The sequence below is a fragment of the Sphingobium sp. TomTYG74 genome (assembly GCF_055393875.1).
In genome coordinates, this window is record NZ_AP027341.1 from 769,793 (window position 1) to 782,603 (window position 12,811).

The following is a 12,811-nucleotide window of genomic DNA, read 5'->3' on the forward strand; positions in this document are numbered from 1 at the left end:
GGCGAGCTGACGGACGCTTCCGTTTATCCACAGCATTTCTCAAGAAGGACTGGCGCCCGAGGTGGTAGCGGCGCTATCAATGCAAAATGCCTCATGCCGGTTTTGTACCCCTTCGCATCTTTTCCTCTTTCACCATGCTGGAAGGCGCGATCGAGCCGAAGAAGATCGCGAAGCAAGCGCGAACGCTGGGCTTTCCGGCAGCAGCGATTACTGACCGCAATGGCCTTTATGGGTCGATGGCTTTTTCAGATGCCTGTAAGGGCGAGGGCGTTCAGCCAATAATTGGAGCCATGCTGGGCATATTGCGACCGGGGCGCCCTGCCAATGCCGCTGCTGTCCATGATTGGCTGGCGCTTTATGCCCAGGATGAAGCGGGATACGATAATCTTTGCGCGCTGGTTTCGATGGCCCACCTCGACCGTCCGGTCGAAGAAGTTCCCCACGTTACTCTGGATGCGCTGGTTGGCAGGACGGAAGGGCTTATCGCTCTGACCGCTGGGGCGGAGGGAGCGCTTGCTCGATTGTTCGCGGAGGACCAGCCTGACGCCGCGTTTGCCTATGCTGACCGGCTTCAGACCCTCTTTCCGGATCGTCTATATGTCGAAATTTGCCGGAGGCTTGATCCCGTCGAAGGCAAGGCGGAAGCTGAATTGCTCGAACTTGCCTATTCGCGTGATCTGCCGCTGATCGCTACCAATCCGACCTGCTTTGCCGAACCTCACTTTCACGAGGCGCATGATGTGATGCTCTGCATCGCCGATGGGGCCTATGTCGAAACTCCCGACCGGCGGACGAGTTCGCCTGACGCCTGGATGAAACCGGCCGCAGAAATGAAGCGGCTGTTTGAGGATTTGCCGGAAGCAATCGCCAACACGCTTATAGTCGCCCAGCGTTGCGCGGTCGCTGCACCAAAACGCAAGCCGATCTTGCCGAGCCTCGCTGGCGACATCGAAGGCGAGGCGCAGATGTTGCGCGAGCAGGCAACGGCAGGACTGGAGTGGCGGCTGGAAAAGGCGGGGATCGAGGGAGAGGAGGCCCGCCAGCCCTATTTCGACCGGCTGAAGTTCGAAACCGACATCATCATTCAGATGGGTTTCCCCGGCTACTTTCTGATCGTTGCCGACTTCATCAAATGGGCGAAAGAGCAGGATATTCCGGTGGGTCCGGGCCGCGGATCGGGCGCTGGCTCGGTGGTCGCCTGGGCGCTCACCATTACCGATCTCGATCCCCTGCAACTGGGGTTGCTGTTCGAACGATTCCTCAACCCCGAACGCGTTTCCATGCCGGACTTCGATATCGACTTTTGCGAAACGCGGCGTGGTGAAGTGATCCGCTATGTTCAGCAGAAATATGGCTCCGACCATGTGGCGCAGATCATCACATTCGGTAAGCTGAAGGCGCGCGCGGTGTTGAAGGATACCGGACGCGTCCTGCAAATGAGCTATGGCCATGTCGACCGGCTTGCCAAGCTGGTGCCTAATCATCCGACAGACCCCTGGACGCTGGAACGGTCGTTGAACGGAGTGGCAGAGTTCAAGGCCGAATATGACAATGACAATCAAGTCAAACGACTGATTGACTATGCGATGAAGCTGGAGGGCTTCCCCCGGCATAGTTCAACGCATGCGGCGGGCGTCGTCATTGGCGACCGGCCGCTGTCACAGCTTGTGCCGCTCTATCGCGATCCGCGGTCGGACATGCCGGTGACCCAGTTCGACATGAAATATGTCGAAGGCGCGGGATTGGTGAAGTTTGACTTCCTGGGTCTCAAAACGCTGTCTGTTCTGCAAAAGGCGGTCCAGCTGCTGGCCGGGCGCGGCGTCGAGATCGATTTAAGCGTCCTCAGTTGGGACGATCCGGCGGTTTATGACCTTCTTCAGCGGGGTGACACAGTCGGCGTGTTCCAGCTGGAATCGGAAGGCATGCGCAAGACGCTGGCCGCCGTTCGACCCACCAATTTCGGCGACATCATCGCGCTCGTTTCGCTCTATCGACCCGGCCCGATGGACAATATTCCCATGTTCGGACGCCGTAAGAATGGCCAGGAAGATATTGAATATCCTCATATTCTTCTGAAGCCTATCCTCGAAGAGACATACGGCATCTTCGTCTATCAGGAACAGGTGATGCAGGCCGCCCAGATATTGGCGGGCTATTCCCTTGGGGACGCTGACCTTCTTCGTCGTGCCATGGGCAAGAAGATCAAGGCGGAGATGGATGCTCAGCGAGCGCGGTTCGTGGAAGGTTGCGCCGGGAGCGACATTCCGGCCGCCAAAGCCAATGAGCTGTTCGATTTGATCGACAAGTTTGCGGGCTATGGCTTCAACAAGTCCCACGCCGCGGCCTATGCGCTGCTTGCCTATCAGACGGCATGGTTGAAAGCGCATTACCCGGCGGAATTCTATGCCGCCTCGATGGCATTCGATATCCATCTCACGGATAAGTTGACCATCTTTGTTGATGACATGCGACGCATGGGCCTCAGCTGCCTTGCGCCCGATATCAATCGCAGCCTTGCCGACTTCTCCGTTGAACCGATCCAGTATGAGGGTGAGGATGCGCGCCTAGGTTTCGCGGTGCGCTATGCCCTGGGGGGCCTAAAGGGCGTCGGTGAAAAGGCGATGGAGCAGCTGGTTGCCGAGCGGGATGCGGGCGGCTCGTTCAAGTCCCTTGATGACTTTGCGGATCGGATAGAGCCGCGACTGTTGAACCGCCGCCAGCTTGAAAGCCTGGCAGCGTCAGGCGCGTTCGACGAAATCCATCCTGATCGGGCTGGAGTGCATGCAGCGGCAGACACTATCCTGAGCGTTGCCGCCAGTGCTGCTGAAGCGCGCGAAAGCGGGCAGGGCGGCTTGTTTGGCGACGTCGAGACGCCGCATGCAGACGTCCGGATTCCGCCCCATCAGACCTGGTCCACTGCGGACAGAATGGCGCAGGAAAAAGAAGCCTTTGGCTTTTATTTCTCGGCGCACCCTGTCGATCGCTATCGTCATCTGGCTGAGGCGCGCGGTGCGAAAAGCTACGGAGCGATCTGTGCCGAGCAGGTGGCGGAGGGCGGTCGCGCCAACGCGGTCATGGCCGCGATGGTGGAAGAGGTGCGCTGGCGCGAAACGCGACGCGGCGCGCGATATGCGGCAGCGACATTCTCCGACAGCAGCGGGCAATTCCAGGCGAGTTGCTTCGATGAAGATGCATGCAAGGCTATCGAGGCTATGGCGCGGGACGGTGATTGCGCCCTGTTGATGGTAGAGCTGGATCGTATGCCGGGCGAAGAAACACCTCGAGTGACGATCAGAGGCGTGGAGCAGTTCAATCAACTCGCCAGCGCATCGCGGATGGAATTGGTGGTGGACGTGCAGGATGCTTCAGCTGTAAACGCGTTGGCGGAACTGCTGCTGCGCAACAGGGGTGGGCGCAGCGAGGTTTTCCTGCGTACCCCACTGGCGGGCGGTAAGGCTGCGCGGATGTTCGTTGGGGATGATTTCCTGATCGGGGCGGACCAGGTGGATGCGATCGCGCTCATTCCGGGCTTGTCCATCCAAAGCTTCGAACGGATGGAGCCGAAAGCGGATGGGTATCGGGCACGGACTCGGCGCTCCGGCTTCAGGCTGGTCGCGGCAACGGCCTGATCAAAAGAGTTGAAGCTGTGGACCTGCGGGCGGACGGAACAGGTCGGTCCTGAGTGTTAGCCTCTCGCCTGAAAAGCCGACGCGTTTTCGCGCTTTGATGACGCGGGTGCGTATCAGGTCGGCCCAAACCCCCTGCCCTCGCATTCTGCTCCCGAAATCAGGATCATTGTCGCGGCCTCCCCTGATTTCACGAATGATTCCCATGACCTTCGCGGCTCGGTCTGGGTAATGTTCCTGAAGCCAGGCGCGGAACAAGGGCGCCACTTCGAAGGGGAGCCGCACCGGAATGAAGGTGGCGTCGCGAGCTCCGGCGGCGGCGACCGTCTCGACTATGGCCTCTATCTCGTGGTCCGTGATGGCGGGAATGATGGGAGAGACGCTGGCGACGACTGGCACGCCTGCTTGCGCCAGCTGACGGATAGCCTCCACCCGCCGAAGTGGATGGGCTGCGCGAGGTTCGAGAGTGCGCGCGACCTTCGGGTCAAGGGTCGTTACGGAGATCATCACGGCGACGAGCCGGTCGCGCGCCATCTCCTTCAGAAGATCGAGGTCACGAAGAACCCGGTCGGACTTTGTCGTGATGAAGAGTGGGTGGCGGCATTCAGCTAATATCTCAATGCATTGCTGGGTGATCTTCCAATCCCGTTCGATCGGTTGATAGGGATCGGTGTTCGTCCCCATGGCGATAGGGGAGACTCGGTAGGACGGCTTTGACAGTTCGGCGCGGAGCAGGGCGGGCGCATCCGGCTTGGCGAAGAGCCGCGTTTCGAAGTCCAGACCGGGTGACAGATCGTGATAGGCGTGGGTTGGCCGGGCGAAACAGTAGATGCATCCATGCTCGCAGCCTCTATAAGCGTTGATCGATTGGCTAAAGGAGAGATCAGGCGACTTGTTGCGGCTGATGATAGTGCGGGGATGTTCGACGGTGACTTGTGTGCGACGGCGCGGTGCGGGGCCATCGATGGCATCAAGCGTATCGAGCCAGTCGCCGTCAGCGATCTGTTCCGCGACATTGAAGCGGTGACTAGCGACATTCAACGTCGCGCCTCGACCCTTTTCAGCAACCATGCTTCCTTAGAACATATAGGGAACACGGTGGCAAGCCTTAGTAAGTCAGCGCTCCATCAAGCGAGGCATCAATTCGACGAAATTGCACGGCCGATAACGGCTGTCGAGCTGGGTGGAGAGGATGCCGTCCCAAGCGTCCTTCACCGCGCCGGTAGAACCCGGCAGTGCAAAGATATAGGTCCCCCGCGAGACGCAGGCGGTGGCTCGTGACTGTATCGTCGAGGTTCCGATTGTCTGGTAGCTGAGCCAGCGGAACAGTTCGCCGAAGCCGGGTATTTCCTTGTCCTGGACCTGTGCGATCGCTTCCGGGGTCACATCGCGACCGGTGACGCCCGTGCCTCCGGTGGTAATGATGCAGTCGATCTGTGGATCGTCAATCCAGCTATGGAGGCGGGCAACGATCGCGGCTCGATCGTCTTTTTCGATATAGCGCGCAGCCAATATGTGGCCCGCCGCCTTTATCCGTTCCACCAAGGTGTCGCCGGAGCGATCGTCTGCAAGGCCTCTGCTGTCGGACACAGTCAGGACCGCAATCCGCACCGGCAGAAATGGCCGGTCCTCATCGATCGGCATTAGTCAGAGCCGCCCGCGATGCTGGGTGCGGACAGGTTGCTGTTCTGGCTCAGCCTCACCATGCGCGTCCCCTTGGCGGTGGGGAAGGTCGGCCACATGCCCTGCGCCATGCCGGTGAGGCAATCGGCGCTGCCCTTCGCCTGGATTTGGTACATCCAGTAGTTGCGCATGACGATGTTCACATAAGCGCGGGTTTCATAATAGGGCAGCGACTCCATGAACAGGAGAGGGTCGCCATTGTCCTTGACCTCGCTGTTCCACCGTTCGACGGGCAGCGGGCCTGCATTATAAGCGGCCATGACCTTGGGCAGAAGACCGCCGGTGGCGCTCATGTTGCGGAGATTTTCCAGGTAACGCTGACCATATTCCATGTTGATCGATGGAACGAAGAGTTGGGCAGGGGAGGAAAGGCCCATGTCGCTGCCGGTGCCGGGCATGACCTGCATCAGGCCGCGGGCGCCGGCACTGCTGACCACGTCGCTACGGAACCCTGATTCCTGAAGCGTGTGCGCATAGATCAGCGCGGGATCGACACGCCATCCGCCATCCGGACGCCAGTCGGGCGTCGGGAAACGGGCGAAGCTGCCAGGCTGTTTACCCGCCGGACCATTATGCGCGAGCCAAAGCTGGGTGGCGGGAAGGCTGAGAGCGTTGGCCAGCTTCAGCAGCGCGTCATATTGGGCCGCGCCGCCGATCCGCGCTTGGTGGCGGATGAACTGGTCGGCCTTCGAGATCTGCCCGATGGAGGCAAGAGCAATGGCCGCGCGGGCATTCGGGCTGTCCTTGAGCTGCTGCCAATCGGCGGCGCCAAAGCGGGGCGCCACTTTGGCGCCCCCAACCGGCAGGCCCAATGTCTCGCGGGCGAGCAGGCCATAGAAGGTTTCATCGGATCGAGCCGCAGTCTTCAGAAGGCTTTCGACCTTTTCGGCCTGACCACAAACCATATAGGCACGGGAAGCCCAATAGGCTCCCGCTGCCCGCATGTCGGCATTTCCAGCGAGGGCCGCAACATTGGCGAACGCAGGCGCGGCTGTGGCACAGTCATGCTGCCGCCACGATGCAAGGCCCAGCGTCCAGTGCGCTTGCACCGCCCAGTCGCTGCTCGAACGGGTTTCGAGCGCTCGGTTGGCCATGCGGCGTGCGTCGGCGTCGTTATTCTCAATATAATAGGACCAGGCGACACGCTGGCGCACTTCCGTCACGCCTTCAGGGGTGAGGCCGATTTCCCCGGACGCCAGCAGCGTTTCCGCTCCGACAGGATCATCATTCTTGATGAAAGGCGTGATCTGGCCAACCAGCGCCTGGGCCAGCAGGTCGGTCTTCGTCGTGGCGACATATTCGCGGCGAGGTGCGGAACCCAGCCATACCATCTTCTGGATTTGCGGGAGGGTGGGCAGGATCGTCGCGCCGCGCTTTTGCGCCAGACGCGAAAGTTGATCCGCGTTGGGAAGCCAAGCTGCCTTGTTCACCAGGTCGAGCACATCGAACAGCTCAACGCGTGGAGAGTCCTTCGCCACATAGAGGTCGGAGAGGGCAGCGAAACGCATCGGGTCCTGCGGATCCAATGTCAGGATCATGGCTTTTGCGTCAACCCAACTCTGATTCGCCAGTGCGCCGTAAATGGCCGAGTAACGCCCCTTGTCGGCGTCATTGATGGATAAGGCGGAGTTGAAGTCGGACCTGAACGCTGCGGCCGACGGCGCGTTATCCGCTTTTGCGGGCATGGCTGCGGCGGCACTCATGGCGGCCAGAGCCAGACAGGAAGATCGGGTGAGCGCGCGAATCACTGATGCATATCCTCGACCAGGCGTTGCAATGTGCGCCAACATTCCGCTTTCGCCGCAGGCTGCCCGAGCAGGAGCCGCGGGTGGAAAGTGGCTAAAGCAGGCACAATGCCGCCATCATGGTTAAAAAAGTGTAAACTTTCCATCCCTTGCTTGTCTTGTACGGGAAGGAATGTGCGGATCGTCCGGTCGCCCAGAAGCAGGAGCTTGCCGGGAGCGGCGAGGGAAACATGGGTCCGCATGCGATCGGCCGCAGCATTCAGGTCCGCCGCCTCCACCATGCCGCCGGGTGGGCGCGCGCAAAAGAGGGAGGCGATGTAGACCGTCTCACGCGACAGGCCGATGGCAGAGAGCATGGCGTCGAACAAGCGTCCGGCGCGATCGGCAAGCAATGCGCCTGCTTCCATGTCGGCCGGATCGGGCATGTCCGTGATTATCATCAGCGGCGATCCGGCTTGTCCCTGCGGCAATATCGATGGTCCGGACCAGCGGCGCTCGGGTTGTCCCGCGTCCTCGGTGAGCCAGGTCGTGAAATCCTGAAGCGATCCGGGCTTCTCCACTGTGGCGGGAGAAGTGGCGGGAGAAGCAGTGGACGATGGCGGAGCGGCAGCTGTAGTTGGGCGCAGCCAATTCACCGGCGTTTCCGTCGTCGCGCCATCAACGCCCGCCATGTCCCACCATGCCAGATAGGCGCTGGCAGCATCGGCCAAGTCTTCCGTCATTCCCCGCATCGTTCTTCTAGGGCCAGAGGTTGACGCCGGGGTCAAGAATCTTCATCGGCAACCAGTGGTAAATCGTTTGAGTAATGCGGCGGCCGGACAGGAGAGGGAAACTATCCGGCCCGTCTCGATGGAGGGATTATGAGCGAACGGGAATCGATGCCCTATGACATCGTCATCGTCGGCGGGGGACCGGCGGGGCTGTCTGCGGCGATCAGGCTGAAGCAGCTGGCCAACGACGCGGGTCAGGAACTGGCGGTGTGCGTTCTGGAAAAAGGGTCCGAGATCGGCGCTCATATCCTGTCGGGCGCGGTGGTCGATCCCAAGGCGCTCGATGAACTGCTGCCGGACTGGCGTGAGATGGGCTGCTCGCTTGCCGAGGTTCCCGTGCGCGATAACCAGCATTGGTTCCTGACCAAGCGCGGCAAATTGCCTGTGCCCCACATCGCCACGCCGCGCTGGATGCACAACAAGGGGACCTATACCGGGTCGCTGGGCAATCTGTGCCGCTGGCTTGCCGAGCAGGCCGAAGGCCTGGGTGTCGAAATATTCCCTGGCTTCGCCGCCGCTGAAATTCTCTACAATGAAGATGGTAGCGTAAAAGGCGTTGCCACCGGCGACATGGGCATCGACCGGGAAGGCAATCGCAAGGGCGATTATCAGCCGGGGCTGGAACTGCACGCCAAATATACCTTCTTCGCCGAAGGCGCGCGCGGCCACCTGACCAAGATCCTCAAGCGCCAGTTCGAACTGGACAAGGATTGTGAACCGCAGGTCTATGGGCTGGGCATGAAGGAATTGTGGGATATTGATCCCGCCAAGCACAAGCCGGGCCTGGTCATCCACACGCAGGCTTGGCCGCTGACTGACGCCTATGGCGGCGGCTTCCTTTATCATCAGGCAAACGGGCAGGTCGCGATCGGCTTCGTGGTCGGCCTCGGATACCGCAATCCTTACCTCTATCCCTTCGAGGAGTTCCAGCGCTGGAAACAGCACCCGGCGATCCGCCAGTATCTGGAAGGCGGCCGCCGCGTGTCCTATGGCGCGCGCGTGATCAATGAAGGTGGCTGGCAGTCGGTGCCGAAACTGGTGTTCCCCGGCGGTGCGCTGATTGGTTGCTCGGCAGGATTCGTCAATGTGCCGCGCATCAAGGGCACGCATACGGCGATGAAGTCCGGCATGCTGGCGGCCGAGGCGGCATTTGAGGCGATCCAGAACGAGCGCTCGCGCGATGTCCTGCACGACTATGATGATCGCCTGCGGTCGAGCTGGATCGCGGACGAATTGAAGCTGGTCAAGAATGCCGAGCCGCTGCTGGCCAAGTTCGGCAATACGATCGGCACGTTGCTCGCAGGCATCGACATGTGGATGCGCACGCTGAAGATCGGCCTGCCTTTCACGATGAAGCACAAGCCGGACAATGAAAAGATCTGGCCCAAGGAGATCGGGCACAAGATCGACTATCCCAAGCCTGATGGGGTGATCAGCTTTGATCGCCTGTCCTCTGTGTTCCTGTCGAACACCAATCATGAGGAGGACCAGCCGGTTCATCTTCAGTTGAAGGACCCGTCCGTCCCGATTGCCTACAACCTCCCCATGTACGACGAACCGGCCCAGCGCTACTGCCCGGCAGGGGTCTATGAAGTGGTTGGGCAGGATGAGGGCAATCCTCGGTTCCAGATCAACGCCCAGAACTGCGTCCACTGCAAGACGTGTGACATCAAGGACCCGACGCAGAACATCAACTGGGTCGTGCCCGAAGGCGGCGGGGGGCCGAACTATCCCAACATGTAGGCGCCTGCTCTCTGCGATGTTGTTGCCGATGCTGCTGGCTTCCCCTGCTGGCGCATCGGTGGATCGGTCGAGCGCGCTGCATGCCTATGCGCGGGGCAGGTTGGCCGACAGTGATGGAGCGGCGCGCATTGCGCTTAATAGCTATCGCGATGCACTAGTCGGCGATTCGGACAGTGTGGAGGTCGCGAGGCGTTCCTACCTGCATGCCCTGCTGAGCGGGGACATGGCTCTGGCTCTGCGATCGGCAAGGCTGCTTGACGCCAAGGGTCTGCTGCCAAGGGACGGAACGCTCCTGTTCCTTGGCGAAGCTTTGGCCCGCAAGGATTGGAAGGCGGCCGGTCAGATCACGGATCGGGTCGCGGCTGAAGGCAATTTCGGGTTTCTGGCACCGATAGTTCGCAGCTGGATTGCGGTGGGCGAAGGCCGGGTTGCGCCGCCAGAGATCGACCCGGCGGATCGCTATGCCTTCCTCGCGCGCCGATACATTGATGAGCATATCGCGCTCCAGGCGCTTGGCCGTGGAGACATTGCGGATGCTGGGCTGGCGATCAATCGCGCGCTGGGGTTGCGCACGGTCGAACTCGCCGAAATGCGGCTGACCTTCGCGGCGCAGCTTGCGGCTCGGGGCGCGAGAACGGAGGCGATGGCTTTGCTTCCTGATGGGCGTGCCGATTATGCTCTGGCGCGGAAGGATATCGCGCGCAAACGCGGAGCCGGGGAAGCGGGGCGAGCGCTGACGCCAGCGCAGGGGTTTGCCCGGCTGCTTGTGCGTTTGGCTGCCGACATTTCATCTGATGAGAGCACGCGGATGCTGGCGATCAGGCTGGCTCGCATCGCCAGCTTCGCCAATCCCGGCGGCGCTGATGGCAGGCTGGTCCTGGCGCAATTGCTGACCGAAGCTGGTCGCGGGGAACAGGCTGTGTCTGAACTGAACCAGGTCGCGCCAGAAGGTTGGTTTGGGTCGCTTAGGCAGACGGCGATGGTCAATGCCTTGGCGGCAGCTAATGATAGCGCCGGGGCCATATCGCTCGCCCGCTCACTTGCTGAGGCGCCTGGCGCGGATGTGGACCTTATGGTGAAGCTGGGGCAATTGCTGGCGCAAGCGAAGGATTTCGGCGGGGCTGCTGACGTATTTCGTATGGCTGAAGCACGTTATGACGCGGCTAATATGCCTTGGCCTCTGTTGCTGATGCAGGGCAGTGCGCTTGAGCAGGCGGGCCGCTGGGACGAAGCGCGTGGAGCCCTGGAGCGCGCCGCGAAGATTGCGCCCAATGAACCGGCGGTGCTGAACTATCTGGGCTACGCTCAGGTCGAACGGCGGCAGAATGTTCCGGCTGCGCTGGAACTTCTGAAGAAGGCGAGCGCCCTGAAACCAGACGACCCGTCCATAACGGATTCTCTTGGATGGGCGCATTTCGTGACCGGAGATATGGAAACGGCGGTGCCGGTGCTGGAGCGTGCGGCCGAAGGCGCTCCGGCTGATGTGACCATCAACGAGCATTTGGGCGATGCGCTATGGGCCGCCGGACGCCGCTATGAAGCGCGCTACGCCTGGCGGGCTGCTGCTGTCTTCGCGGAAGGAGAGGTGGCGGCGCGACTTCATGCGAAGGCGAAAACCGGGATGACGCCAGAATATGTCGCGCCCTGAAGCTGCAATGTTGGTGGAAACCGCCTTCGCCAAGGTGAATCTGGCCCTGCACGTGCGAGATCGGCGGCCGGATGGCTATCATGCGCTGGAAAGCCTGTTTGTCTTTGCGAAGGACGGAGACTTCCTCAGCGGAAGTCTAGGCCATGGAGAGGAAATCAGCCTGACGCTGGATGGGCCGTTCGGCAAGGTATTGGGCTCCGGCACAGATAATCTCGTCATGAGAGCCGCGCGGGCCTTGCAGGACCATCTGGGTGAAGCGCGCGGCGCGGTGTTGAAGCTGACAAAGAACCTTCCGGTAGCATCGGGCATTGGCGGCGGCTCTGCCGACGCGGCGGCGGCGTTGCGATTGCTGAACCGGCTGTGGGATGCACAACTCCCCGGCGCTGAACTGGAGCGCATCGGCTTGCGCCTGGGTTCGGACGTGCCAGCCTGCGTCAGCAGCGTTACGCAGATGGTGCGCGGGCGGGGCGAAGTGCTCGAGCCGCTCGATGTCCAAGGCTTGGAGGGGACCGCGATGCTCCTGGTCAATCCAGGTGTCGGCGTTTCCACGGCGGATGTCTTCAGTCGATGGGACCGGCTTGATCGAGGCCCCCTGACTGCCGCTGTCCTTGACGACGTGATAGCAACGGCGCGCAATGACCTGGAACCGGCGGCGATCGCGGTAGCGCCTGTCATTGCCGACGTGCTTTCACTGCTACGGAAGCAAGCGGGCGTCAGGCTGGCTCGGATGTCAGGGTCTGGCGCAACCTGCTTTGCGTTGTTCAATGATTCGGGTGAGGGAGCAGCGGCTGCGCGCGCAATATCAGCGATGCAACCCCGCTGGTGGGTCATGGAAACGGAGATTCGCAGAGCGTGAGCGAGGCATTTACACAGGTGGAAGGCGGCCCCCTCGACCTGCTCATCATCGCGGATCATGCGTCGGCTCATGTGCCTGCCGACATCGATCTGGGTATCGATCCTGCCCTGCTGAGCAACCACATCGCCATAGACATCGGAGCGGCCGAGGTCAGCCGGTTACTCGCGGAGCAGTTGGGATGCACCGCGATATTGGGTGGCGTTTCCAGACTGGTGATCGACCTTAATCGTGAGGATGACGCGCCGGGCCTGCTACCCGTGATGAGCGACGGCCATGTCATTCCCGGCAATCGCCATGCAGACCTTTCCGACCGGATGATCCGCTTTCATCATCCCTATCATCATCAGATCGGCCGACTGCTCGACGGAATGACGTCGCCTTTCATCCTCTCAGTGCACAGCTTCACGCCGCAGTTGGCAAGTGACCCCGAGGCGGAACGGCCATGGGACATCGGCGTGCTTTACAATGAAGATGACCGTGCGGCCCGCATCGCCATTCCGATGCTGGTGGAGGCTGGCCTGATGGTCGGCGATCAGCTACCCTATTCGGGGCGGCTGCTGAACGCGACCATGAACCGTCATGCCGAAGCCAATGGCATACCCTATCTTGGTATCGAGATGCGGCAGGATCTGGTGAGCGATGGCGAAGGACAAGGCCGCTTCGCCAGCATAATTGGCCCCATCGTGCTACAATGCCGCAATAGCCTTGCGTGACTCGTCCCTTTTTGGAAAGGAGGCGCG

At 61.1% G+C, this 12,811-nt stretch carries 9 protein-coding genes; 5 read left to right on the forward strand and 4 right to left on the reverse strand.

Annotation, left to right across the window (positions count from 1 at the left end):
• Nucleotides 1-86: 86 nt before the first annotated feature.
• Nucleotides 87-3,629, forward strand: coding sequence for a DNA polymerase III subunit alpha (gene dnaE / locus ACZ5TB_RS04015; protein ID WP_464779475.1), 3,543 nt, complete (start codon nt 87-89; stop codon nt 3,627-3,629).
• Here dnaE and ACZ5TB_RS04020 read toward each other — a convergent pair whose 3' ends face one another.
• Genes ACZ5TB_RS04020 through ACZ5TB_RS04035 form a run of 4 tightly spaced genes read right to left on the reverse strand, consistent with a single transcriptional unit; the run spans nt 3,630 to nt 7,776 of the window.
• On the reverse strand, nt 3,630-4,697 hold the full coding sequence (locus tag ACZ5TB_RS04020; protein WP_464792095.1) for a PA0069 family radical SAM protein: 1,068 nt from the start codon (nt 4,695-4,697) through the stop codon (nt 3,630-3,632).
• Nucleotides 4,698-4,742: 45 nt separating this feature from the next.
• Nucleotides 4,743-5,270, reverse strand: a complete 528-nt coding sequence (gene moaB, locus ACZ5TB_RS04025; RefSeq protein ID WP_464792096.1) for a molybdenum cofactor biosynthesis protein B — start codon at nt 5,268-5,270, stop codon at nt 4,743-4,745.
• Nucleotides 5,270-7,057: a lytic transglycosylase domain-containing protein gene (locus ACZ5TB_RS04030; protein ID WP_464792097.1), complete on the reverse strand. Its 1,788-nt coding sequence runs from the start codon at nt 7,055-7,057 to the stop codon at nt 5,270-5,272. The genes moaB and ACZ5TB_RS04030 overlap by 1 nt, the downstream gene beginning before the upstream one ends.
• Nucleotides 7,054-7,776 carry a uracil-DNA glycosylase family protein gene (locus ACZ5TB_RS04035; RefSeq protein ID WP_464792098.1) on the reverse strand — a complete coding sequence of 241 codons (723 nt, stop codon included), beginning with the start codon at nt 7,774-7,776 and terminating at the stop codon, nt 7,054-7,056. Before ACZ5TB_RS04035 ends, ACZ5TB_RS04030 begins: the two co-directional genes overlap by 4 nt.
• 138 nt (nt 7,777-7,914) lie before the next feature.
• Between ACZ5TB_RS04035 and ACZ5TB_RS04040 the strand changes: the two genes are divergently transcribed.
• Genes ACZ5TB_RS04040 through ACZ5TB_RS04055 form a run of 4 tightly spaced genes read left to right on the forward strand, consistent with a single transcriptional unit; the run spans nt 7,915 to nt 12,784 of the window.
• Entirely contained in the window at nt 7,915-9,567 is a 1,653-nt protein-coding gene (locus ACZ5TB_RS04040) for an electron transfer flavoprotein-ubiquinone oxidoreductase (protein ID WP_464792099.1), read from the forward strand.
• Nucleotides 9,568-9,583: 16 nt separating this feature from the next.
• Entirely contained in the window at nt 9,584-11,215 is a 1,632-nt protein-coding gene (locus ACZ5TB_RS04045; protein WP_464792100.1) for a tetratricopeptide repeat protein, read from the forward strand.
• A complete protein-coding gene (locus ACZ5TB_RS04050) occupies nt 11,202-12,071 on the forward strand; it encodes a 4-(cytidine 5'-diphospho)-2-C-methyl-D-erythritol kinase (protein ID WP_464792101.1) in 870 nt (289 codons plus the stop codon). Before ACZ5TB_RS04045 ends, ACZ5TB_RS04050 begins: the two co-directional genes overlap by 14 nt.
• A complete protein-coding gene (locus ACZ5TB_RS04055; RefSeq protein WP_464792102.1) occupies nt 12,068-12,784 on the forward strand; it encodes an N-formylglutamate amidohydrolase in 717 nt (238 codons plus the stop codon). Before ACZ5TB_RS04050 ends, ACZ5TB_RS04055 begins: the two co-directional genes overlap by 4 nt.
• Nucleotides 12,785-12,811: the final 27 nt, after the last annotated feature.

Coding starts and splice junctions, on each gene's coding strand:
- dnaE (WP_464779475.1), top strand. CDS start 87: ATGCCTCATGCCGGTTTTGTACCCCTTCGCATCTTTTCCTCTTTCACC.
- ACZ5TB_RS04020 (WP_464792095.1), bottom strand. CDS start 4,697: ATGGTTGCTGAAAAGGGTCGAGGCGCGACGTTGAATGTCGCTAGTCAC.
- moaB (WP_464792096.1), bottom strand. CDS start 5,270: ATGCCGATCGATGAGGACCGGCCATTTCTGCCGGTGCGGATTGCGGTC.
- ACZ5TB_RS04035 (WP_464792098.1), bottom strand. CDS start 7,776: ATGACGGAAGACTTGGCCGATGCTGCCAGCGCCTATCTGGCATGGTGG.
- ACZ5TB_RS04040 (WP_464792099.1), top strand. CDS start 7,915: ATGAGCGAACGGGAATCGATGCCCTATGACATCGTCATCGTCGGCGGG.
- ACZ5TB_RS04045 (WP_464792100.1), top strand. CDS start 9,584: ATGTTGTTGCCGATGCTGCTGGCTTCCCCTGCTGGCGCATCGGTGGAT.
- ACZ5TB_RS04050 (WP_464792101.1), top strand. CDS start 11,202: ATGTCGCGCCCTGAAGCTGCAATGTTGGTGGAAACCGCCTTCGCCAAG.